The 22822-nt window shown below is 63.1% G+C and carries 20 protein-coding genes; 18 read left to right on the top strand and 2 right to left on the bottom strand.

Going from position 1 to position 22822, the window contains the following annotated elements:
• The first annotated feature begins 8 nt into the window (after window positions 1–8).
• The 18 genes from AC070A_RS08445 (at window position 9) to AC070A_RS08530 (ending at window position 20704) form a co-directional block, all read left to right on the top strand.
• A complete protein-coding gene (locus AC070A_RS08445) occupies window positions 9–992 on the top strand; it encodes an ABC transporter permease (protein WP_112996430.1) in 984 nt (327 codons plus the stop codon).
• Entirely contained in the window at window positions 989–1891 is a 903-nt protein-coding gene (locus AC070A_RS08450; protein WP_492383820.1) for an ABC transporter permease, read from the top strand. Before AC070A_RS08445 ends, AC070A_RS08450 begins: the two co-directional genes overlap by 4 nt.
• Window positions 1888–2703, top strand: coding sequence for an ABC transporter ATP-binding protein (locus AC070A_RS08455; protein WP_112996428.1), 816 nt, complete (start codon window positions 1888–1890; stop codon window positions 2701–2703). The genes AC070A_RS08450 and AC070A_RS08455 overlap by 4 nt, the downstream gene beginning before the upstream one ends.
• Entirely contained in the window at window positions 2700–3641 is a 942-nt protein-coding gene (locus tag AC070A_RS08460; RefSeq protein ID WP_057255404.1) for an ABC transporter ATP-binding protein, read from the top strand. Before AC070A_RS08455 ends, AC070A_RS08460 begins: the two co-directional genes overlap by 4 nt.
• Window positions 3642–3723: 82 nt before the next feature.
• Complete coding sequence (locus AC070A_RS08465) at window positions 3724–5748, top strand: beta-N-acetylhexosaminidase (protein ID WP_492383821.1); 2025 nt, start codon at window positions 3724–3726, stop codon at window positions 5746–5748.
• A gap of 265 nt (window positions 5749–6013) precedes the next feature.
• Entirely contained in the window at window positions 6014–6892 is an 879-nt protein-coding gene (locus tag AC070A_RS08470) for a LysR substrate-binding domain-containing protein (protein ID WP_112996426.1), read from the top strand.
• 194 nt (window positions 6893–7086) lie between these two features.
• Window positions 7087–8511: an aldehyde dehydrogenase gene (aldA, locus tag AC070A_RS08475; protein ID WP_492383822.1), complete on the top strand. Its 1425-nt coding sequence runs from the start codon at window positions 7087–7089 to the stop codon at window positions 8509–8511.
• 109 nt (window positions 8512–8620) lie between these two features.
• On the top strand, window positions 8621–9898 hold the full coding sequence (locus AC070A_RS08480) for an MFS transporter (protein WP_492383823.1): 1278 nt from the start codon (window positions 8621–8623) through the stop codon (window positions 9896–9898).
• Window positions 9899–9903: 5 nt separating this feature from the next.
• On the top strand, window positions 9904–11121 hold the full coding sequence (locus AC070A_RS08485) for a mandelate racemase/muconate lactonizing enzyme family protein (protein WP_113132595.1): 1218 nt from the start codon (window positions 9904–9906) through the stop codon (window positions 11119–11121).
• Window positions 11122–11143: 22 nt separating this feature from the next.
• Entirely contained in the window at window positions 11144–12757 is a 1614-nt protein-coding gene (locus AC070A_RS08490; RefSeq protein ID WP_112996520.1) for a GMC family oxidoreductase, read from the top strand.
• A 259-nt stretch (window positions 12758–13016) separates the two neighbouring features.
• Window positions 13017–14759, top strand: a complete 1743-nt coding sequence (ggt, locus tag AC070A_RS08495; RefSeq protein ID WP_192495526.1) for a gamma-glutamyltransferase — start codon at window positions 13017–13019, stop codon at window positions 14757–14759.
• 310 nt (window positions 14760–15069) lie between these two features.
• Window positions 15070–15426: an SPW repeat protein gene (locus AC070A_RS08500; RefSeq protein ID WP_058323092.1), complete on the top strand. Its 357-nt coding sequence runs from the start codon at window positions 15070–15072 to the stop codon at window positions 15424–15426.
• A 235-nt stretch (window positions 15427–15661) separates the two neighbouring features.
• A complete protein-coding gene (locus tag AC070A_RS08505) occupies window positions 15662–16633 on the top strand; it encodes a sensor histidine kinase (RefSeq protein ID WP_112996519.1) in 972 nt (323 codons plus the stop codon).
• A 384-nt stretch (window positions 16634–17017) separates the two neighbouring features.
• On the top strand, window positions 17018–18154 hold the full coding sequence (locus AC070A_RS08510; RefSeq protein ID WP_112996422.1) for a YdcF family protein: 1137 nt from the start codon (window positions 17018–17020) through the stop codon (window positions 18152–18154).
• Between the two features lie 300 nt (window positions 18155–18454).
• Window positions 18455–19165, top strand: a complete 711-nt coding sequence (gene queC / locus AC070A_RS08515; protein ID WP_057255414.1) for a 7-cyano-7-deazaguanine synthase QueC — start codon at window positions 18455–18457, stop codon at window positions 19163–19165.
• A complete protein-coding gene (gene queD, locus AC070A_RS08520) occupies window positions 19165–19521 on the top strand; it encodes a 6-carboxytetrahydropterin synthase QueD (protein WP_492383825.1) in 357 nt (118 codons plus the stop codon). Before queC ends, queD begins: the two co-directional genes overlap by 1 nt.
• On the top strand, window positions 19518–20255 hold the full coding sequence (queE, locus tag AC070A_RS08525) for a 7-carboxy-7-deazaguanine synthase QueE (protein ID WP_112996421.1): 738 nt from the start codon (window positions 19518–19520) through the stop codon (window positions 20253–20255). The genes queD and queE overlap by 4 nt, the downstream gene beginning before the upstream one ends.
• A 98-nt stretch (window positions 20256–20353) precedes the next feature.
• Window positions 20354–20704, top strand: coding sequence for a DUF488 domain-containing protein (locus AC070A_RS08530; RefSeq protein ID WP_112996420.1), 351 nt, complete (start codon window positions 20354–20356; stop codon window positions 20702–20704).
• Window positions 20705–20724: 20 nt separating this feature from the next.
• Here AC070A_RS08530 and AC070A_RS08535 read toward each other — a convergent pair whose 3' ends face one another.
• Together AC070A_RS08535 and AC070A_RS08540 are read right to left on the bottom strand one after the other, a co-directional pair.
• Window positions 20725–21570: an arylamine N-acetyltransferase family protein gene (locus tag AC070A_RS08535; protein WP_113132599.1), complete on the bottom strand. Its 846-nt coding sequence runs from the start codon at window positions 21568–21570 to the stop codon at window positions 20725–20727.
• 2 nt (window positions 21571–21572) lie between these two features.
• A complete protein-coding gene (locus AC070A_RS08540; protein WP_492383826.1) occupies window positions 21573–22739 on the bottom strand; it encodes a serine hydrolase domain-containing protein in 1167 nt (388 codons plus the stop codon).
• Window positions 22740–22822 lie beyond the last annotated feature (83 nt).

The following is a 22822-nucleotide window of genomic DNA, read 5'->3' on the forward strand; positions in this document are numbered from 1 at the left end:
CCCCAACGATGCGACTTTCCCGTCGACGGCTTGCCGTCTATTGCGTGGCGTTCCTATTCGCGATCGTCATGAATTTCGCGGTTCCCCGGCTGATGCCGGGGAGCCCCGTCGACAGCATGATCGCCCAGCTCGGACCGCGGGCGACGCCCGCGGCCATCGAGGCGATCAAGGCGCGCTTCGGCGCGATCGAGCAGCCGATCTGGCGGCAGTTCGTCGACTACGTCGTCGGGTTGGCCCATTTCGATCTCGGTGTTTCGGTCAAGTATTACCCGCAGACCGTCGTCGAGGTTCTCGGCCGCTCGGCCGGCTGGACCGCGTTCCTGGTCGTCACGGCGATTGCCTTTTCGCTCTCAATCGGCGTGCTCTTAGGCGCCATTGCCGCCTGGCGTCGTGGTGGCCGTTTCGACAGCTTCGTCTCGCCCTTCTCGGTCGTGCTGATCGCCGTGCCGCCGGTCATCATCGCGCTCGCGACGTTGTTCACCTTTGGCGTTACGCTGCGGCTGCTGCCGGTCGGCTACGCCTATGATCCGAGCCTTGATCCCGGGCTGAACTTTACCTTCTTCGGCAGCGTCTTCCTGCATGCGATCATGCCGGTGCTGACGCTTTCGCCCTATCTCATCGGCGAGTTCCAGACAACGATGCGCTCCAGCATGATTTCGGTGCTTGGCGAAGATTATGTCACCATGGGACGCGCCAAGGGCCTGTCCGAAGCGGCCGTGATGTTCGGCTATGCGGCGCGCAATGCCATGCTGCCGGTTTTGACCAACCTGGCGCTGATGCTGGGGGCGGTCTTCGGCGGTTCGATCGTCACCGAGATCGTCTTCAACTATCCCGGCCTCGGCCTGACGCTTTATACCGCGAGTGTCGCCCGCGATTATCCGGTCATCCAGGGACAGCTGCTCTTGATGACGATCGCGACGCTCGGGGCCAATCTCCTGGTCGATATCATCTATGGCGTGGTCGATCCGCGCATAAGGGAGGGCAGGGCATGAATGCGGGCGTCTCCTTGTTCTGGCGGCAGAAAAAAGCCGTCGCCGGCCTTATCATCATTCTCACGCTCTGTCTGATGGCGCTGTTCGCACCGGTTCTGGCGCCCGGCGATCCGAGCGAGCGCGTCGGCCGCTCGCACCAGCCACCGACGGTCGAGCATTATTTCGGCACGACGAAGATGGGCCGCGACGTCTTTTCGCAATTCGTCTGGGGCGCGCGGCCATCGCTTTCCGTCGGCTTTGCCACCGGCCTTGCCATTACCGCGCTCGGCACCATCGTCGGCCTCGTCGCCGGCTATTTCGGCGGGCGCACTGACGCGACACTCGACCTCGCGACTAATGCCGTGCTGGTGATCCCCAACATTCCGCTATTGATCCTGCTCGCCTCCTTTGCCGGCACCGTTGGGCCGCTGGCGATCATGGCGATCATCGCTCTCACCTCCTGGCCCTGGGGCGCGCGCATGACCCGGTCGCAGACCATGGCGCTCAGGCAACGCGAATTCGTGGTGGCGGCGCGTATGGTCGGCGAGCCGCATTGGCGGGTGATCTTCGTGGAAATCCTGCCCAATCTGGTGCCGCTGATCGGCATCAACGTCGTCGGCAGCATCATCTACGCGATCGTCGCGCAGACGACGCTCGAATATCTCGGCTTCGGCGATCCGCTGCGGGTGACCTGGGGCACCATGCTCTACAATGCGCAGAACTCCTCGGCGATCATCGTCGGCGCCTGGTGGGACATCGCCGTACCGGCCGCAGGCATTGCCCTCGTCGGTCTTGGCCTGGCGCTCATCAATTTCACCTTCGACGAGATCGCCAATCCGCAGCTTCGCTCCGGTCCGGCGTTGAGCCGCTGGCTCCGTCTCACGCGGCTGCGCCGCCGCCAACTGGAGGCAGCCCGATGAGCGATGCGCTGCTTCAGATCCGCAATCTCAATGTCGACTACTTGCTCGACGACGGCGCCTTTCGCGCGGTCAACGACGTCTCTTTCGAGGTTCGGCGCGGTGAGCTATTCGGCCTTGCCGGTGAATCCGGCTGCGGCAAGAGCACGATTGCCTATGCGATCACCCGGCTTTCCAAGGCGCCGGCCTGGGTGGCTGGCGGCGAGATCCTGCTCGATGGGCAAGACCTTCTCAAGATGCCTGAATCCGCCTTGCAGAATGTCCGTTGGCGGCGGATCGGCATGGTGTTCCAGAGCGCCATGAACTCGCTCAACCCGCTGATGCGGGTCGAGGCGCAGTTCTTCGACGTGCTGCGCAAACACACCGGCGCGACGCGGCCCCAGGCCCGGGCGCGGGCCGAAGAAATGTTCCGGCTCGTCGGCATCCCGATCAATCGCCTCGACGACTATCCGCACCAGTTCAGTGGCGGCATGCGGCAGCGCATCGTCATTGCGATCTGCCTGGCGCTGAAGCCGGAACTGATCATCATGGACGAGCCGACGACGGCGCTCGATGTCGTGGTGCAGCGGGAAATCCTGGAGCAGCTTGTCGATCTGCAGCGCAGCCTCGGCTTCTCGGTGCTGTTTATCACCCATGATCTGCACCTGATGGCGCAGCTCTGCCATCGCATCGGTGTTATGCTGAAGGGGCAATTGGTCGAGGTCGGCGACACCCAACAGATCAGCAGTGCACCGCAACACGATTACACGCGCAAACTCTGGGGCGCGATCCCGCAACTGCCACCCACCGTCCGCAGCCTGGGGGTCGTCGAATGAATGTGATGCCGGTAGCGACGACAATACCGCAGCAGCAGGACGCGATCGTCCGGCTGAAGGACATCAGACGCAGCTTCGGCGCCGTCGAGGCGCTGCGAGGAATATCCCTGTCTTTGAAGCCTGGCCGGGCTCTGGCCCTCGTCGGCGAATCCGGTTGCGGCAAGACGACCTGCGCACGCATCGTCGCGCGGCTCGATACGCCGAGTGCCGGAACGATGCAGTTTCGCGGCGCCGATGTTACCGAGGCGGGTGACCGCGCCGCCGAGAAGCTGCGTCGCCGCGCGATCCAGATGGTTTTTCAGGACCCCTTCGCGTCACTCAACCCGGTGTTCTCCGTCTACCATCACCTCGCGCGGCCGCTGCTTTTGCATGGCCATGCAAAGAACGTCGGCGAAGCGAAGGCCGCGGTCGCGCGGCTGCTAGCCGATGTCGGCCTTGATCCAAACATCACGGCGCGGAAGTTTCCGCATGAGCTCTCCGGTGGCCAGCGCCAGCGCGTCAACATCGCCCGGGCGCTTGCTGTTGCGCCGGACGTGCTCGTCGCCGACGAGCCGACGTCGATGCTCGACGTTTCGATCAGGCTCGATATCCTGGAGCTTCTCGCGCGCATCAAACGCGAACGGAATCTCGCAATGCTCTACATCACCCATGATATCGCCACGGCCGCCCACATCGCCGAGGAGGTTGTGGTGATGTTTGCCGGCCAGATGGTCGAATGGGGAGAGACGGCCGACGTCATCGGCAACCCTCGCCATCCCTATACCCAGCTTCTTCTTTCGGCCGTGCCCGATCCGGATCGCCCGTTCGTGCCGGGGCAGAGTGCCCGCTTCCTTGCCCATGCCGAAGAGGTGCGGCGCCTCAGCCGGCCGGCATCGGACGTGATGGAGGAGGTCGCCGAAAACCATTTCGTCCGCGCCCTTGGCCAAGCCCCGACGTGAGCTATGTGAACCCAGGTCAAGCCCCCGAGTACTCCGCCGGCCTTCGGCCGGCTGCAGAAACTAACATTCATGGAGCCGTTTGATGACGTTTGCCGCTAAATCTGAATTCCTGCTGGAAACCCTCTGGGTGCCGATCGGCACAGCTGACAGGTCGGTCTATGCACTGACCTTGACCAACAACTCGGATCGAGTGCTCAAGGGTTTTCGCCTCGGCGTTTCCGGCCCGGCTCGTATCGACCCAGCTGCCGAGATTGAAGGTGGCCGGCTCCTGATCCGCCTCTCCAACTATGCGGAGTTCGCACCGCCGGAAGGCCTCGAAGTGCCGCCGGGCGCCACCTGGACGCTGAAGGCACACGGGATGAGCTATGAGCCGCGCCATTGGACCGATGGCGCCAACGCTGCCTTCCTGGTGCTTTCCGATGGCGCAATGGCGCCGGTCGCGGTGCTTGCTTCGCGGGCGCACGGTGACAATTCCGAACTGAAGCGTGGTGCTGCCGTCTATCCGGTGCCGAAGGTGGCGCCGGTCCCGGTCTCGATTGTGCCGTGGCCGCAGGCCGTTTCCGTTTCCGGGCAACTGGTGGCGCCTCCGGGGCTCGACCTCAAACCCGAGGGCGAGGAAGCTCAGAGCGCTGCAAAGGCGTTTGCCGATCTCACCGCAAGTCTGTTCCCGGTCGAGGGTATCGTCCGCCCGGCATCGGAAGGCGGCTTTCCGGTTTCGCTGTCGCAGGCCGGCGACCTCGGCCCGGAAGCCTATGTCATCCGCTTCTCTCCCGCCGGCGTCGCCGTTTCCGGCAGCACGCAGACCGGCCTCCTCTATGGCCTGATCACGCTCGGGCAGATCCTGCGCGGCGCGCGGCTGCATCCGGGCACCTTCGTGTTTCCGACCGGCGGCGAGATCGGGGACGAGCCGGCGCTCGGATGGCGCGGCACCCATCTCGACGTCGCGCGACAGTTCTACAGCACCGCCGAAGTCGAGCGTTTCCTGCGGCTGATGGCCTGGAACAAGCTCAATCGCTTCCACTGGCACCTGACCGACGACGAGGCCTGGCGCGTCGAGATCGATGCCTATCCGGCCTTGACGGAAATCGGCGCCTGGCGTGGCCATGGCCGCAAGATCCCGCCGCTGCTCGGCTCCGGTCCGCAGCCGACCGGCGGCTACTACACGAAGGCCGCGATCCGGCAGATCGTGACACTTGCCGCAAGCCTTGGTGTCGAGGTGATGCCGGAAATCGACATTCCCGGGCATTCCTTCGCGATGCTGCAGGCAATCCCCGAACTGCGCGATCCCGAGGAACAAGGCAGCTACTTTTCGGTTCAGGGCTTCCCCAACAATTGCCTCAACCCGGCGCGCGAAGAGACCTACCGCGTCTTGGAGATCATCTTCGACGAACTGATCGAACTCTTCCCGATGCGGGCCATCCACGTCGGCGCCGATGAAGTGCCACTCGGCGCCTGGTCGGGCTCGCCTGAGGCGCTCGCACGGCTTCGGGCGCTTGCCGGAGACGAGGTTGCCGGAACCCATGCCAAGCGCCTGAACGTCGTCACCAACACCCACGGCGCCGACGAAATCGATGGATCGGGTGCTGCGGTACTGCAGGGTGAATTCCTGGCGCGCGTGCAGGCGTTCCTCGCCAGCCGCAACTGCGTGACCGGCGGCTGGCAGGAGGCCGCGCATGGCAACGTCATCGACAAGGCGAAGTCGCTACTTTTTGGCTGGCGCACGGTCGAGGCGTCGGCAGCCCTTGCCGAGGAGGGCTACGACATCGTCGTCTGCCCCGGTCAGGTCTACTATCTCGACATGGCCAACAGCCCGGCCTGGTCGGAGCCTGGCGCCAGCTGGGCCGGTTGGTCGGATCCGGAAAGGCTCTACACATTCGATCCGGTTGAGGGCTGGACCGACGCGCAGAAGAAACACCTGCTCGGCGTGCAATGCTGCATATGGTCGGAGCCGATGACCGACCGGGCTGTCTTCGATCGGCTGGTGTTCCCGCGGCTTTCCGCGCTCGCCGAAACCGGCTGGACGCGGCCGGAGCGCAAGTCCTTCAAGCGTTTTGAAGCGCTGGTCGGGCTGATGCCGGTGCTCTACGGCTTTTATGCTGCGGAGTAGGAGCGAGTGAGTTTCCAGTTTTCGTCTGGGCTTGGCCAGGCGATTGATTGGATAGGCAAGCGGCGGCGTAAGCCGCCGTTTGTCGTTCGGAGATAGCCGGGCGCGTGCTTGCGGTCAGCCTGGAGCGATTTGGATTTTCGTGCTTGTACGCTGGAGCGTGGCACGCAAAAGTGCGCATCGATCCCGCGACGACAGTCGCGGAGATGTGTGTGCAAAGCTTTCTGAGGCCAAAATATCGATGCGAAGACTTCCTGGATTGTCGGCGATGAAAGTCTTCGAGGTGGTCGGGCAGACCCGCAGTTTCACGCGGGCGGCCGAGCGGCTCAACCTGACGCAGAGTGCCGTCAGCCGGCAGGTCCGCAACCTCGAGGACGCGCTCGGCGAAGACCTTCTCATCCGCCGCCACCATCACCTTGAACTGACGCCCGCCGGCGCCGAACTGCTGGCGACGATCCAGGAGGCGTTTCACAGCATCGAGGTTTCGCTGCGCAGCATCACCGAGAAGAGCAACCAGAACCGGCTCAGGATCAACGTGCCGCCGACCTTTGCCAAGCGCTGGCTACTGCCGCGTCTTGCCCGGTTGCGCGAGGCTCTGCCCGACGTCGATATCAGCCTCAGCACGGAAGCCACGGATACGCTTGCCGAGCGCGGGCTTCTGGACTGCGCGATCCGCTTCGGCGACGGCGAGTGGCCGATGCTCGATGCCAGCATTCTCATGACGGAGCGACATGTCGTCGTCTGCGCGCCGTCCTTGCTTGAGGGGGCGAAAGTCGAAGGTCCGTCCGACCTGCAGCGCTTCACTTTCCTGCATGTGCTTGCCTCGCCCGACCGGCGTTATCTGACCTGGCGGCACTGGCTGGATGCGGCGGGTTTTCAGGACGTCGATACCCGCGGCGGACTGGAATTCGACCTGCTCGATCTGGCGATCGAGGCAGCCTGCGCCGGGCTCGGTGTCACCGTTGCCGACCGCTCGATGGTCCGCAACCAATTGCAGTCGGGTCAGTTGGTGCAGCTCTTCGACGTTGCAGTCGAGGGCCATGAATCCTACTGGTTCGTGACACGGCCGCAATCGGCAGGCAACCGCAAGGTCGATGCCTTCCGCGCCTGGTTGCTGGCGGAGGCCGCCGCCGACCGGGCCGAGTGAGCAAGCATTCCTTTTTGGAATGCTCTCACCGAAAATTACTCGCTTGTGCCCTTTTCCGCATCGTCGCATCAATTTTCCTGACGGTTGCGGTCAGGGAGAGAGGCCGGATCATCGCTCGTGAAGCTCTCTCCCGGCTAGTCCGCCTCCCGCACCGCCATCGGCGTGCGGATCGCGGCGAACAATTCCGAGATGCCATGAGCCCCTATCGCAACTTCTCCGGCGGCCGCTTCATCGAAAGCTCCTCTACGACTGTGATCGACGTGCGCAATCCGGCGACCGGCCAGGTGTTCACCTCCGTGCCGGCGGCAACGGATGACGAGGCGAAGGCAGCGGTCGATGCCGCGGTGAAGGCGCAGCGCGTCTGGGGTGCCTTGCCGGCAATCCAGCGCGGTGACGCGCTGCGCCGGCTGGCGGCGGTGTTGGAGAGCCGGGCCGAACGCATCGGTGCCGCGCTGGCGAAGGAGTCGGGCAAGAGCCTTGCCGATGCGACCGCCGAAGTGATCTACGGCGCCGAGCTGATGCGCTACCACGCTGAATGGGCCCGCCGCATCGAGGGCGAGGTGATCGAGAGCGACAATCCGGGCGAAACGCTGATCCTGAAGCGCGTGCCGATCGGCGTCGCCGCCTGCCTGATCCCGTTCAACTATCCGATCTACACGCTAGTGCGGAAGATCGCCCCGGCGTTGATTGCTGGCAACGCCGTCGTCGTCCGGCCGAGCAACAACACGCCGACCTCCGCGTTTGCCGTCGCCGAGGCAATCGTCGAAGCGGGTCTGCCCGACGGCCTCGTCAACATCCTCACCATGTCGCACGATGTCGCGAAGACGCTCTGCACCCATCCGGGCATCGGTATGATCACGCTGACAGGCAGCGTTTCGGCCGGCCGCGTCGTGCTCGAATATTGCAAGGAAAACATCGCCAAGCCGTCGCTCGAACTCGGTGGCAAGACGCCCGTCATCGTCGAACCGGACGCGGATCTCGATGCCGTGGCGCAGATGATCATCGCCGCCAAGACCACCCATTGCGGCCAGGTCTGTACCAGCGCCGAGCGGCTCTACGTTCATGAAAGCGTCCATGATCGGCTGCTTGCCAAGCTGCGCGAAGGCTTTACCGCCCGCGCATTCGGCGACCGCGCCGAGGATGCTGGTCGTATGGGGCCGCTCGCCAATGTCGCCGCCCAAAAGCGCGTGCACGAGATGGTCGAGCGGGCGAAGGCCGAAGGCGCCGTCGTTGAGACCGGCGGCTATCTGCCTGAGGGAGACGGCTATTTCTACCCGCCGACGCTGATTTCCGGCTGCCGGCAGGACATGGAGATCGTTCGCGAGGAAGTGTTCGGCCCGGTGCTCGCCGTTCTCCGCTACTCCACCTTCGAGGAAGCGTTGGCAAAGGCGAGCGACCATCAGTTCGGCCTGAGCTCGGTGCTCTTCACCGAGAATTACCGCACGGTGATGCGTGCCAGCGATGCGATCGAGGCCGGCGAACTCTACGTCAACCGCTTCCCGGCCGATCCCTATCAAGGCTTCCATGCCGGCTGGAAACGTTCGGGTCTCGGCGGCGACGACGGCAAGCACGGCATGCTGGAATTCACCCAGACGCGCCTCGTCGTCCTGAAACACTAGACCCTTTGAGATTCAGCAATTCCGGACCGAAGCCGGAATTGCTCTGACACCAACATCAATACCGGGCCGGTGGCAATGCTCTCGCTGTCGGCCAGGGAGGAGACTGCCCGTGAGCTCAATTGCCGAAACCGAAGTCGCGGCACCATCCGTGTCGGCCCGCAGCCGCTACCTTCAGCTGGCGCTGATCGTGATCGCCGCCGGCGCGATCTATCCGATCCTCTATCTTCGTCAGTCCTACCAGACGACGATGCTGGAGGTGCTGAAGCTGAGCAACACCGAGCTTGGCGTCCTCTATTCCATCCTCGGCACCAGCTTCCTCGTCGGCTACCTGCCGAGCGGGTGGCTTGCCGACCGCGTCCAACCGCGCATCCTGATCCTGCTGTCGATGGTGGGCACTGGCCTCCTTGGTCTCTGGTACGCGACGCTGCCCGGTTATTCGTCGCTCCTCGTCATCTATTGCGGCTTCGGCGTCACCACGGGTCTCACCTTCTGGGCAGCGACGCTCAAGCAGGTAAACCTGATCGCCGGTGCCAATGAGCAGGGACGCTTCTTCGGGATCCTCGACGGCGGACGTGGCCTGGTGGAAGCACTGCTCGCAAGCGTCGCCATCGCGCTCTTCGTCTTCACGACGGAAACGCGCGGCGCCGGACTTGCCACCGGCTTCCGCGACGTCGTGCTGCTCTACGCCATTTTCTGCGTCGTCGTCGGCATCGCCTATTTCGCGGTGTCGCAACCGGTTGCCGCGGACAGGACCGCGCGCAAGCGCGAGGGCAGCCTTCTCGCCGACATCAGGACGCTGCTCAGCATTCCCGAGGTCTGGCTGGTCGCGGCCATCATCTTCTGCGGCTACCACGTCTTTCTCGCCACCTACAGCTTCTCGGCCTATCTGCAGGAGGGCGGCTTCGGCATTTCCGCCGCCATGGCCGGCCTGATCGTCACGGTCAAGCTGTGGCTGCGCCCGGTGGGCGGTATCGGCGGTGGCTTGCTCGGCGACCGCTACGGCAAGACCGGCATCCTGCTCCTGAGCTTCATAGTCGCGGCCGCCAGTCTCGTGGTAATGATCGCCCTGCCTGGCATCGGCTCGACCGTCCTCTTCGTCGGGCTGGTGCTGCTCGTTGGCCTCATCACCTATACGATCCGCGGGCTCTACTGGGCGATCCTCGACGATTGCCATGTGCCGGCGAACATCACCGGTCTCGCCATCGGCATCATTTCGCTGGTCGGCTACGCGCCCGACACCTACCTGCCGCTGGTCAACGGATACCTCTCGGACCGCTATCCGGGCATCACCGGCTACCAGCTCTATTTCGGCTATATCGCCGCCGTCTGCGTCCTCGGCGCCATCGCCACCCTGGCCCTGATGGCCCGCCTCAAGAAAAAGGGATGACACCCATGAAGATCGCGTCTCTCAAGACCTATGCCGTCGCCGTCCCGCCACCGCATGTTGGCGGCATGTACTGGATCTTCGTGCGTCTCACGACCGCCTGCGGCATCGAAGGCATCGGCGAGATCTATGCGACCTCGTTCCATCCGAGCGCCATGACGCCGCTGATCGAGGACGTGTTCGAGCGGCACCTGCTCGGCCATGATCCGCACCAGATCGAGCGCTTCTGGCGCTCGGCCTATTCGAGCGGCTTCACCCAGCGCCCCGATCCGACGATGATGGGCATCGTCTCGGGTCTCGAGATCGCCTGCTGGGACATCATCGGCAAGGCCGCCGGCCGGCCGGTCTCGGATCTCCTCGGCGGAACGGTGCACGAGAAGCTCCGCGCCTATACCTACCTCTACCCGAAGAACGCCGCCGGCGAGTTCGATTTCAACGATCCGGATCTCGCCGCCGAATGCGCGGTCGAGATGGTCGAGATGGGCTTCACCGCGGTCAAGTTCGATCCGGCCGGGCCCTACACCAACTATTCCGGCCACCAGCTTTCGCTCGGCGTCATGGACCGCTGCGAGGAATTCTGCCGCAAGATCCGCGACGCGGTCGGAAGCAGTGCGGATCTGCTCTTCGGCACCCACGGCCAGATGGTTCCGTCCTCGGCCATCCGCCTTGCCAAGCGCCTGGAAAAATACGATCCGCTCTGGTTCGAAGAGCCGGTGCCGCCGGGACAGGAAGCGGCGATGGCCGAGGTGGCGCGCGCAACCTCCATTCCGGTTTCGACCGGAGAGCGCCTGACGACCAAATACGAGTTCCAGCGCGTGCTCGAACTCAAGGCCGCGTCGATCCTGCAAATGAACGTGGCGCGCGTCGGCGGCTTGCTCGAGGCGAAGAAGATCGCCGGCATGGCCGAGGCCTATTACGCCCAGATCGCGCCGCATCTCTACAACGGTCCGGTGGGGGCTGCGGCCAGTATCCAGCTTTCGGCTGCCACGCCGAACTTCCTCATCCACGAGGCGATCCTCGATTTCTCCGGGTTCCACGCCGACGTACTGAAGACCAAGCTTACCGTCGAGGACGGCTACCTCATCCCCTCGCGCGAGCCCGGCCTCGGCATCGAGCTCAACATGGACGTCGTCGAAAAGCACACGCCCTACACCGGCGAGCGTCTGCACCTCCAGATGGACAGCCGGCCGGCGGACGTGAAGGCCTTTGCCCCCGCGCGCGGGTGAATTCGGATATCAGGGACACGAGATGATCTACGATTACATCATCGTCGGCGCCGGGTCGGCGGGTTGCATCCTTGCGAGCCGGCTCAGCGAGAACGGTCACCACAAGGTGCTCTTGATCGAGGCCGGCGGCAACGACAATTCCTTCTGGTTCAAGATCCCGGTCGGTTACGCCCGCAGCTACTATAACCCTCAGGTGAACTGGATGTATTCGAGCGAGCCGGAAGCCGAGCTTCAGGATCGCAGCATCTACGTGCCGCGCGGCAAGGTCCAGGGCGGCTCCGGATCGATCAACGCGATGATCTACGTGCGCGGCGCGCGCGACGATTTTGACGACTGGAAAGCCGCCGGCAATGCGGGCTGGGGCTATGACGACGTGCTTCCCTATTTCCGCCGGCTCGAAACCCATGCGCGCGGATCGTCGCAATGGCATGGCGGCGAAGGCCCGATCCACATCACCCCGATGCGCGGCATGACGCATCCGATCACCGACGCCTTTCTTGAAAGCTGCGGATCGCTGCAACTGCCGTTGAACGAGGATTTCAATGGAGCCTCGCTCGAAGGCGCTGGCGTCTACGACGTCAACACCAACAACGGCCGCCGCTCGCATTCGAGCGCCGAGTATTTGCGCCCTGCGCTCAAACGGCCCAACCTGACGATCGAGCGCTACGCCCAGGCCGAGCGGCTGGTCTTTGCGGATGACGGGCGCGTGACCGGCGTCGATGTCGTCCAGAACGGTGCCCGCCGGCGCTTTACCGCCGGCCGCGAAGTCATCCTTGCCGCCGGGGCCGTCGGCAGCCCGCAGCTGCTGCAGGTCTCGGGCATCGGCGACGGCAAGACGCTGTCTTCGCTCGGGGTTAAGACACAGCGGCATTTGCCGGCGGTTGGCCAGAACCTGCAGGATCACCTCTGCGCCAGCTTCTACTATCGTGCCACCATCCCGACGCTCAACGACGAGTTCGGCAGCCTGTTCGGCCAGATGCGGCTCGGCCTGCAATATCTGCTCACCGGCAAGGGTCCGTTCTCGATGAGCGTCAATCAGGCCGGTGGCTTCTTCCGCGGCAAACCTGACGAAGAGCGGCCGAACATCCAGCTTTACTTCAATCCCCTGTCTTATCGGATCCCGAATGATCCGAAGGCCGGGCTGAAACCGGAGCCCTATCCGGGCTACCTGATCTGCTTCAACTCCTGCCGGCCGACCAGCCGCGGCAGCATCCAGATCGCATCCGGCGACCCCGCGCAAAAGCCCCTGATCCGGCCGAACTACCTGACGACCGACCGCGACATCGACGAAGTGCTGCAGGGAAGCCGGCTGGTGCGGCGGATCGCGTCGGCCACGGCGCTCTCCTCACTGACCGCGGAAGAAATCTCGCCCGCGCCGCGCGTTCAGAGCGACGACGCGCTGATGGATTATTTTCGCGAAAACTCAGGCTCGATCTACCATCTCTGCGGCACCTGCGCGATGGGGCCGGACCAGGCGAGCTCCGTCGTCGACAGCAGCCTGCGGGTTCATGGCGTTCCGGGTCTGCGCGTCGTCGACGCCTCCATCTTCCCGAACATTACGGCTGGCAACATCAACGCTCCGACGATGATGGTTGCGGAAAAGGGCGCGGCTCTCATCCTGGCGGATGCCGCCTGAAGAGAGCCGTATGGTTCCCCACGTTGCCTGCGGGGGGAGCCCGCCCCAAGACAGCCCCTCGCGTTCAAACGCTGCCATCGGTCAGGTGTGAATTGCCATCGCCGACCGGGCGTGGCTATACTCCGCTGACTTCATAGCTGCCCACAATCAGTGCTTGCCTGGCCAAAAGATTGTTGCCGCCGCGTTGAACGCGGTGGCGGGCGTCCGCGTCGCGGCCGCCGGCAAGGCACTGCGAGCAACGCCTGCGAGGGAGAGACGCATGCTGAGTTTTCGCTTGAAGAGCCTGCCCGTCACCTTGTTTCTTGCGCTGAGCCTGGCTCCGCCGGAGGGCCGAGCCGCCTCGCCGGAACCGGTTAAGGCCGAGCATGGCATGGTGGTGACTGCCCAGCACCTGGCCTCGGATGTAGGTGTCGCGGTCCTGAAGAGCGGCGGCAACGCGGTGGATGCGGCGGTTGCAGTCGGCTATGCGCTCGCCGTCACCTATCCGACTGCCGGCAATATCGGCGGTGGCGGGTTCATGACCATCCGCTTCAAGGACGGCAGGACGACCTTCCTCGATTTCCGCGAGCGGGCGCCGCAGGCGGCAACCAAGACCATGTATCTCGACGGGAAGGGAGATGTCATCAAAGGGTTGAGCACCGATGGTTATCTCGCCGTCGGCGTGCCGGGGCCGGTCATGGGTTTCGAGGTTGCGCGGAGCCGCTATGGCACGAAGCCGCTTGCCGAACTGATCGCGCCGGCGATCGCGCTAGCCAAGGATGGCTTCGTGCTGGAGGAGGGCGATGTCAGTACCTTCGAGGGCAGGGCCGAAAGGCTGGCGAAAGATCCGGCCGCGGCCGCGATCTTCCTGAAGCCCGACGGCAAGGCCTTTGCGGCCGGCGAAAAACTCGTCCAGACGGACCTTGCCGCATCGCTTTCGAGCATTGCCGAAAAAGGCCCGGACGCCTTCTACAAGGGCGCGATCGCCGATCAGATCGTCAAGGCGAGCTCAGAGAAGGGCGGCGTGCTCGCCAAGGCGGACTTCGAGCGCTATGCGGTGCGCGAACTGGAGCCGGTCAAGTGCAATTATCGCGGCTATGACATCGTCTCCTCGCCGCCGCCGTCCTCCGGTGGCGTGATCATCTGTGAAATCCTCAACGTGCTCGAAGGCTATCCGCTTTCCTACATGGGCTATGGCGCCGCGGACACGGTTCACGCGATGATCGAGGCGATGCGCCATGCCTATGTCGACCGTAACACGTCGCTCGGCGATCCCGATTTCGTCGAAAACCCAGTCGCCAAGCTCACCGACAAGGCCTATGCGAAGGAAATCCGTGCCAAGATCGATCCCTTCCGCGCCGGTGTCTCCGCGACGCTGATCCCGAAGGGCTTCGGCGAAAGCAAGGAGACGACCCACTATTCGATCATCGACGACGAGGGCAACGCGGTCGCCGTCACCTATACGCTGAACGGCTCCTTCGGCGCCGGCGTGGTGGCGCCGGGAACCGGTATCCTGCTCAACAACGAGATGGACGATTTCACCTCGAAGCCGGGCGTTCCCAATCTCTATGGGCTGATCCAGGGCGAGGCCAATGCGATCGCGCCCGGCAAGACGCCGCTGTCGTCGATGAGCCCGACGATCATCTCCAAGGACGGCAAGCCGTTCATGGTGATCGGCAGCCCCGGTGGCGCACGCATCATTACGATTACGCTCGAGGCGATCCTCAACGTCATCGATCACGGCATGAACATCCAGGAAGCCGTCGATGCGCCGCGCATCCATCACCAGTGGCTGCCCGACAAGGTGTTCATGGAGCCCTATGCGCTCTCGCCCGACACCCGCAAGCTGCTGTCGGCGATGGGCCATAACGTTCAGATCGACGAAAGCTGGACGATCTGGGGGCAGGCGACCGGCATCCTCGTCGGCGGCGAGAGCCTCTCCGACATCGAGGCCGGCGGCGGCGCCCGCTACAATGGCGCCGTCGACAGCCGCATCGGCGCAGGTGCTGGGCGCGGTTACTAGAGCAATTCCAGGAAAAGTGCGAAACGGTTTTCCGTCCGGAATTGCGTAATTTCAAAGACTTAGATCACTTCAGTGTTTCGATGAAACAATGGAATGATCTAGAGCCCGAGATAACAGGCGGCCAGTCGGTGCTTTGACACCCTTTGAAAGCAGCGGATCGCCGGTTCGCTGCGCGCTTTCGCATGTGCGATCACCGGGTGCTCGCGCGAAAAAGATTTGAAAGCGTTTTCGATTGAATTTATTATGATTTCCAGAGCGTGCGCCGCACGCGGTCGTACGCTTTGGTCAAACTTCATTCGTGGAGGTTGTCATGGCACTGATGGAAGGAAAGAAAGCGCAGGACTGGATCAATCTGGTTCTCGCCGTCTGCCTGTTCATCTCCCCGTGGATCATGGGCTTCGTTGTCGAGAGCGTTCCGGCTTGGAACGCTTGGGCCGCCGCCGTCGTGCTCGGCGTTCTGGCGATCGCAACACTTGCCATGTTTGCGGAATGGGAGGAATGGGCAAGCCTCGTCGTCGGGCTCTGGCTGATCGCTTCCCCCTGGCTGCTCGGCTTCTCGACCAGCGCCAGCCCCATGTGGACGCATGTCGTCCTCGGGGCACTGGTGACTGCGCTCGCGATCTGGTCGGTCTGGGACGAACGGCAGCACCCGCATGCGCATGCATGATGACGAGCAGTGAAGGTCGCGGCCCGGCGCCGCAGCTCCGGGCCGCGAACAGCTGGCGTAATGTCGATGCAATCTCGAGTTTGCAGCTTCACCCGGATTGAGAGCAAATCCTGAAACCGTGTAGAACGATCTTCTTTCAGATTTGCGTGATTTCAAAAAGTTAGCTCCCTTCGAACGCGTCCGAGCGAGGCCCGACGATGCACCGCGCATTCAATCCTGCCCTATGGTGCCGCCGGTGAGGAAACTGTGGCCCCGATCTCTCAAACAGCGGCTGATCGCCCAGCTACTCGTTCTCCAGTTGGCGATACTGCTGGCTTTCGGACTTTCGTTTGTAAGCCTCCTGGTCCTTGCCGACGAAGGCGGTGTGCTGGTCAGCCCAGCGCCGGTGGAGAAGGCCTTCGACGCGATCCGGAGAGGTCCGGAGGGCAAACTCGTGCTGGCAAAAACCGAGGAAATGGGGCGCGTCCATGCCAGGCATCCAGACTTTTGGTTCATCGCGCGCAACGACCACGGAGAGATCGTGCGGGTCGGCAACATCCCCGCGATCTACCGGGGCATGAGCGAGAATCTCGGCAGGATGACCTATTCGGACATTCGCGACGCAGGTGAACCATCACCCTATCTTGCCGTTCTCCGGCGACGGTCGAATGCGAAAGGCGATTTCACGGTATTCGGGCAAGGCGAGTTGATGAGCCAGTCGGCTCTCATCCTGCAGTTTTCGCGCTTTTCCCTCGCGCCGATGCTGGTCTTGCTGGCCCTGGTGACGGTCGCCGGCGTGCCATGGATCGTCAACCGGGCGAGCCGGGACATTTCACCGCTGGCGATCGATGAAGGCTACGAGTTTTCATATGAGCCGGCGGTGCAGCGCTCGCTCGTTCAGGCGGGCTCGCCTTCTCTCAGGCGTACCATCATCAACCTGGCAAAAAATGCGATCGAGCATGCCGGAAACCGGGGAGCGATTGTCGTTCGGGTCGAGCGTAACGGCGTGATCGAGATCTGCGACGATGGTCCCGGCGTTCCCGAGGCAGAGCGCGAGCGAATATTCGAGCCATTTTACCGGCTGAAGCCGCGGCATCGAGGCGCGGGCCACGGTCTCAATCTCGTGCTGCAGATTACGCGAAGGCATGGTGCGCAAATGACCGTTCTGAATTCGCCAGGCGGCGGCGCATGCTTCCGCATGGACTTCGGTAGCGAGGCCGCCGAATAGGCTTTGCCTTCCCATAAGCCGCAGAACTCCCCGCAGGCAAAAGCTGATTGCCCATGACATTGGCGTTCACGGAACGACCGCGCACCGCCCGGTGCGCGCGTGCCGGTGCACAATTGGATAATACCAATATCATACCAACTAGCAACTGTCTCTGAATGCTGACGCAACTTGTGTGCGCTATCTGTAAGAAATGTAATATGAATTATTCCGAATCTGGTCGCAGTCGCGGTCCGTTTTGACATCGCGCACTAGACAGGTGGTCATGTTTTGGTATTGCTAATGCTGGCCGCATATAGATTGGGCCAGATCGGAAGTGATTACGGAACGCTTATCGGCCCGAGGGCGAGCAAGCCTGTGGGCAACCGGAAAACTGGGAGATATCAAATGAAGCCGAGTTCCATTCTTGCCCTTTTGACGGGCTCGATCGTGTTTGCGTCGGATGTTCCGCATCGGACGAAGGCGGGCGGCGCGAGACGCCGACTCCTGGCAGTGTTGACAGCAACAGCGTGTCTTATCTCGGTCGCTCCAGCCGTGGCCTTCGATCAGACCAACGCTGGCCGTATCAAGCAGCTGGTGGACACTGGCATGCAATATTACTGGTCGGGAGGCGACGTCAAAAAAGCGGAAGCCGAAGTCTTCAAGGGCATTACCTTGCACGGCAAGTACGATGTCGTGGAAGCGGCCTTCAAGGAAGCGTCGACGTTAGCACCAGAGCGGCTGGATTTTCAGTATGCCGTCGCCTCAACGCAGATCATCCAGAAGAAGCTCGACGAGGCGCAGACGACGTTCCAGGGTATCCTTGACAAGGAGCCGACCGCATTTGACGCTCAAAGCTGGTTGGAAGCGATTGCCCGCATCCGTGGCGATGAGACCGGCGCGGCACTCGCCCATCAAGCACTCGCAGGGCTCGATCGCGAGCGCGCGGAGGCGTATCGCAAGCGCTTTGTTCGCGCAGAACAGATCATGGCCGAAAAGCCCAACTTCGATGTCCCAACGGTGCCCGGCAAGGTCGTGGTCGTCGCCTTGGGCTACGCGCTGGCGGATGACGGCACGGCGCAGCAGACTTTGCTCGACCGCCTCGACGTGACGTTGAAGGCTGCAGAGGCGAACCCGACAGCACTGGTGATGGTGAGTGGCGGCGTGCCGAAGCATGGCGTTACTGAAGGCGACGTGATGTCCAAGTGGCTGGTCGACAAGGGTGTCAGCCGCGACCGCATCATCATTGAAGACAAGTCGAAAGACACGATCGGCAATGTGATCAATGCTGCCAATCTGTTGGTGCGGCATCAGGCCGACACTGTGATCCTGGTGACCAGCTCAAGCCACATGCGCCGAGCTCGCACAGTAATGGAAGACGCATTGAAACAGCGCGACCTGCTGACGGCAGTGGTGCCGCTGAATGCGCTGGACGCACCATCCCAAGATGAGGCGGCAAAGGTCGGGTCTGACGAGAGGTTGGTAATTTACCGCGATCTGATGCGTGTTTCGGGCGTATGGGCGTATCCGGGGCTTCAGCAGTAGCCACTGACGCATCTCAAGAATCATCGAAACCCCCGCGCCCAGTTCCGCCATTATGGGCGCGCGAGCTATTGACCAATGCATCGGCGACCTTCACGCCGCAACGCTTGCAGACGCTTCCCGTTCCCCTTGGTGATCGAAAATTTCTCTATGGCCTTGTGCCACAGCGCCGATGTTCGGTCGTCGAAACAGTATTTGTTCGCCACAATCTCCGACATTAAGCTTCCCATCGCCCCTGCTTTGTCCTAGAAGGCACCCCGTAATCCGGTCGCAGCCTACCCGGTCAAAACAAGGACACCTATCATGAAGACGATTGTCATCTGCTCCGGCGGATTGGACTCGGTATCGCTTGCCCACAAGGTCGCAGCCGAGCAGGAGCTTATAGGCCTGCTCTCCTTCGACTATGGACAACGACACCGCAAGGAACTGGACTTTGCCGCCGCCTGTGCGAGGCGGCTTGGCGTACCACATCAGATCATCGACATTCGCGCCATCGGCGCCCACCTCACCGGATCGGCGCTGACGGACGATGTCGACGTGCCCGACGGCCACTATGCCGAGGAAACCATGAAGGCGACGGTGGTTCCGAACCGCAACGCCATCATGCTCGCGATTGCCTTCGGGCTTGCGGCGGCGCAGAAGGCGGACGCGGTTGCGGTCGCCGTGCATGGCGGCGATCATTTCATCTATCCCGATTGCCGTCCCGGTTTCATCGATGCGTTTCAGGCGATGCAGAACCAGGCGCTCGACGGCTATGCCAACGTTGCACTCTACGCGCCCTACGTGACCGTATCGAAGGCGGATATCGTCACCGACGGCGCAAGCCATGCGACACCCTTCGAAGAGACCTGGTCCTGCTACAAGGGTGGCGCACGCCATTGCGGCCGCTGCGGCACCTGCGTCGAGCGGCGCGAGGCCTTTCATCTTGCCGGTGTTGCGGACCCGACCGATTATGAGGATCCGGATTTCTGGGTGGCGGCGACGTCTGCTTTTTCAGCCGAGGAGGTGAAGTGATGTTCCGGATCACCAAGGAGTTCCATTTCTCCGCCTCGCACCAGCTGAAGAGCCTGCCGGCGGACCACCAGTGCGCCCGGCTGCACGGGCATAACTACGTCGTTGAAGTCGAGCTTGCCGGTGCGGCACTCAACGAACACGGCTTCGTGCGCGACTATCACGAGCTGGCGCCACTGAAGCGCTACATCGACGAGAGCTTCGACCATCGTCACCTCAATGACGTCCTCGGCCATGACCAGGTGACGGCCGAATGTCTGGCAAAGCATTTCTACGATTGGTGCAAGGTGAGGCTCCCTGAAACCTCGGCGGTGCGCGTCAGCGAAACACCGAAGACCTGGGCGGAATACCGGCCATGACCGGGCCTGGCGAAACGCGCATCCGGATCAGCGAAATCTTCGGGCCGACGATCCAGGGCGAGGGCATCCTGATCGGCCTGCCGACCGTGTTCGTGCGCACGGGCGGCTGCGATTATCGCTGCAGCTGGTGTGACACGCTGCATGCGGTCGACAGCGAATATCGCGACCAATGGCTGCCGATGACGGTGGAGGAGATCTGGAGCGAAGTCAGCCGGCTATCCGGCAGCAAGCCGCTCACGGTCTCGCTATCCGGTGGCAATCCGGCGATCCAGCCGCTTGGACCTCTGATCGCGCGTGGGCGAGAGGAAGGCTACCGGTTTGCCCTGGAGACGCAGGGCAGCATCGCCAAGGACTGGTTTGCCGATCTCGACGTGCTGGTCTTGAGCCCGAAGCCGCCGTCGAGCGGCATGAAGACCGACTGGAACGCCTTCGACGACTGTCTTCGCATGGCGGCAGGCCGGCCCGAGGTGGCGCTGAAGATCGTCGTCTTCGACGAGCGCGATTATGCCTATGCCCGCGATGCGGCGGCCCGTTATCCGCATCTGCCGCTCTACCTGCAGCCCGGCAACCACACGCCGCCGCCCCCTGATGACGACGATGCCACCGTCGATATCGACGGCATCATCGACCGCATGCTCTGGCTGGTCGGCAAGGTGACGGAAGATCGCTGGTTCGAGGCTCGGGTGCTGCCGCAACTGCATGTTCTGCTCTGGGGCAACAGACGCGGGGTATAGCGGGCGCGCCCTTGTTGTCTGCCTGCAAATCCTCCGGGCTTGGTCGGACAGCGGCGGGCGGCTATGGTCCAAGCAATGAGACCGTGTGAGGGGCGTTCATGCATCTGAAGACGAAACGTGTCTATGAGCCGAAGGCGGATGGGGACGGCATGCGCGTCCTGGTCGATCGCCTGTGGCCGCGTGGACTGACCAAGGCGGAAGCGGCGGTCGACCTGTGGCTCAAGGAGATCGCGCCGACAACGGAACTGCGTCGCTGGTTTCACGGGGCTCAAGGCACCTGGGACGAGTTCAGCAAGCGCTACCTTGCCGAGCTCGACAACAATCCGGCGGCAGTTGACGTGTTGCGGCAGCACATTGGTGAGGCCCCCGTGACCTTGCTCTACAGCGTGAAGGATGAGGCTCGAACCCATGCAGAGATCCTCAAGGACTACATCCTGACACACCGATAGACGGGGGCGTCGGGCTCACGTCATGTCGTTGCGGTGGATACTTCGAACGTGCTGCCGATGCGCGCAGTGATCCGGCGCCAATCGTCCTGGAAGGGTAGGCCGAAGACGCCTGTCAGGGCAGTTTCTATTGCAGGCGCATCGAGATCACGGCGTGTGACGGTGCCGTTCCTGTCACGGATCGTCAGCCGGTTTCCGAACAGGATCTTGCGTGCCTCCTCGGTGGTCAACGCCACCAACAGGTTCCGCCGGAAAAGCGACTGCGGATGGGTCGATGTGACGATATTCGCGATCCGATACGCTTCCTCCCCGCAAATCGTTGGCGACACTTCGTAGACCGGTACCCAATCGCGACCGAGTTGGGCTTCGAGCAAGAAGCCCTCGATCGTCCGGCTGAGGCGGAATGGCTCATGTGGCGTCGGCTGTGGCGTGGTCCGGTCGAAACGCAGAGGCGCGGTCGGCACGCAACTGCCAAAACCGGTATCGACGAGATAGCCGACACCGTTCACGAAGACGCGAAGCGCCATATGCGACCATGCGGGCGGCGGCGCATCGGGTTCGCGAATCCACAGGACGCGGGCCATCAAGGGCTCTACCCGATAACCGAGCGCGCTGAGTACACGCTGCAAAAGGCTGTTCTGTTCGAAGCAGTAGCCGCCGCGTTTGCGGTCGATGAGCTTGCTGTCGATTGCCGCCGGCGACAACTCGACCGGATGGGCAAGCAGCACATCGATGGCCTCGAAGGGGATCGACGCCGCATGGCGAGCAATGATGCCGCCGAGCGTTGCCAGATCGGGCGATTGCGGCCCGGAGTAACCGATGCGGGCGAAGTAACGGCCGAGGTCGACGGGAAACGAGGCGTTCCGCATGGTTAGAGGCTCCGATAGATGGCGTCGCGGAGATCGACCGGGAAGCGTCCGTTCATGCCTTCAAAGGCGGTGTTGGTGAGCGCAACGACGGTCAGGCCGCGGGCCGGGTCGATGAACCACTTGTGCCCGTAGGCGCCGTCCCATTGCAGCGTGCCGCGCGACTGCGGTGTTCCCGCCATCTCGGGTTCGACAAGCACGGCGCCGCCGAAACCGAACTCCCACCCGGCGCCGGCGGCCAATCCGCCCGTCCTTGCCTGAATGTCGAACATCGAGCGGGTGCTGGCGGCGTCGAGCACCGGCGAGTGTCCGGTCCTGAGGCTTTCGAGAAGGCGGATCACGTCGCCGGCCGTGCCTGCCATGCCGGCGCCGCCGGAGGGAAAGGCCCGCGGGTTCAGGATCCGGCCGGGCGAGAGGCGCACGGGATTGCCAAAGAAGGGGACCGCGTCGTCGCCAACGAGCCGCCGTGGCCGCGGCGAGGCATCGCCATAGTGGACCACGAGCCTGCGTTTATCGGTCACGGAAAAGGCGGTGTCGTTCATCCCCATCGGGCGTGTGACGAGCGCAGCAATCGCCTCCGGCAGCTTTGATCCCGTCGCCTCTTCGATAACGGCGCCAAGCACGTCGAGGCTCATCGAATAGCCCCAGCCGTGTCCGGGCGGATAGGATAACGGAATGGCGGTGAGCTTGCCGATGAGGGCGGTGAGATCATCGTCGGTGTCGTCGAGGCCGCTGCTGATGGCGTGCCGGCGATAAGGGCCGTCGCCTCGCTCCATGAACACGTAGCTCAAACCGGCACTGTGCGTCAGGAGTTGGCGGATGGTTATCCGAGGCTCGCTGCCGTCCGGCAGCTGCGGCCTGAACGCGGGCAGCCATTCCGACACGATATCGTCGAGACCGATGGTGCCCCTTTGCACCAAGTTGAGAGCGGCGACCGTGACGATCGGCTTTGCGACCGAGGAGAGCAGGAAGATGCTGTCCTCGGTCATCGGCTGGTCGGCCTCGCGGTCCCCAAGCCCGGCGGCATGTCGGTAGCCGGGCTCGCCGTCGATAAGGATCTCGACGACTGTGCCGACGATGCGCTGTTCATCCAGGGCTTCCGCAATCACTCGGTCGAGTTCGGCCTTCAGCCGCTCTCTGCGCTGCGATCTTCCTTGTCTTGTCGCATCCATGATCGTCTCCTGTGCTTCTCGAAACTGCGGCCCGGTCGACGCTTCAGGGCGAAATTCGGGCTCCCGGACAAAGGCAAAGCCCG

Source organism: Ensifer sp. GW101-20A05 (assembly GCF_059424735.1).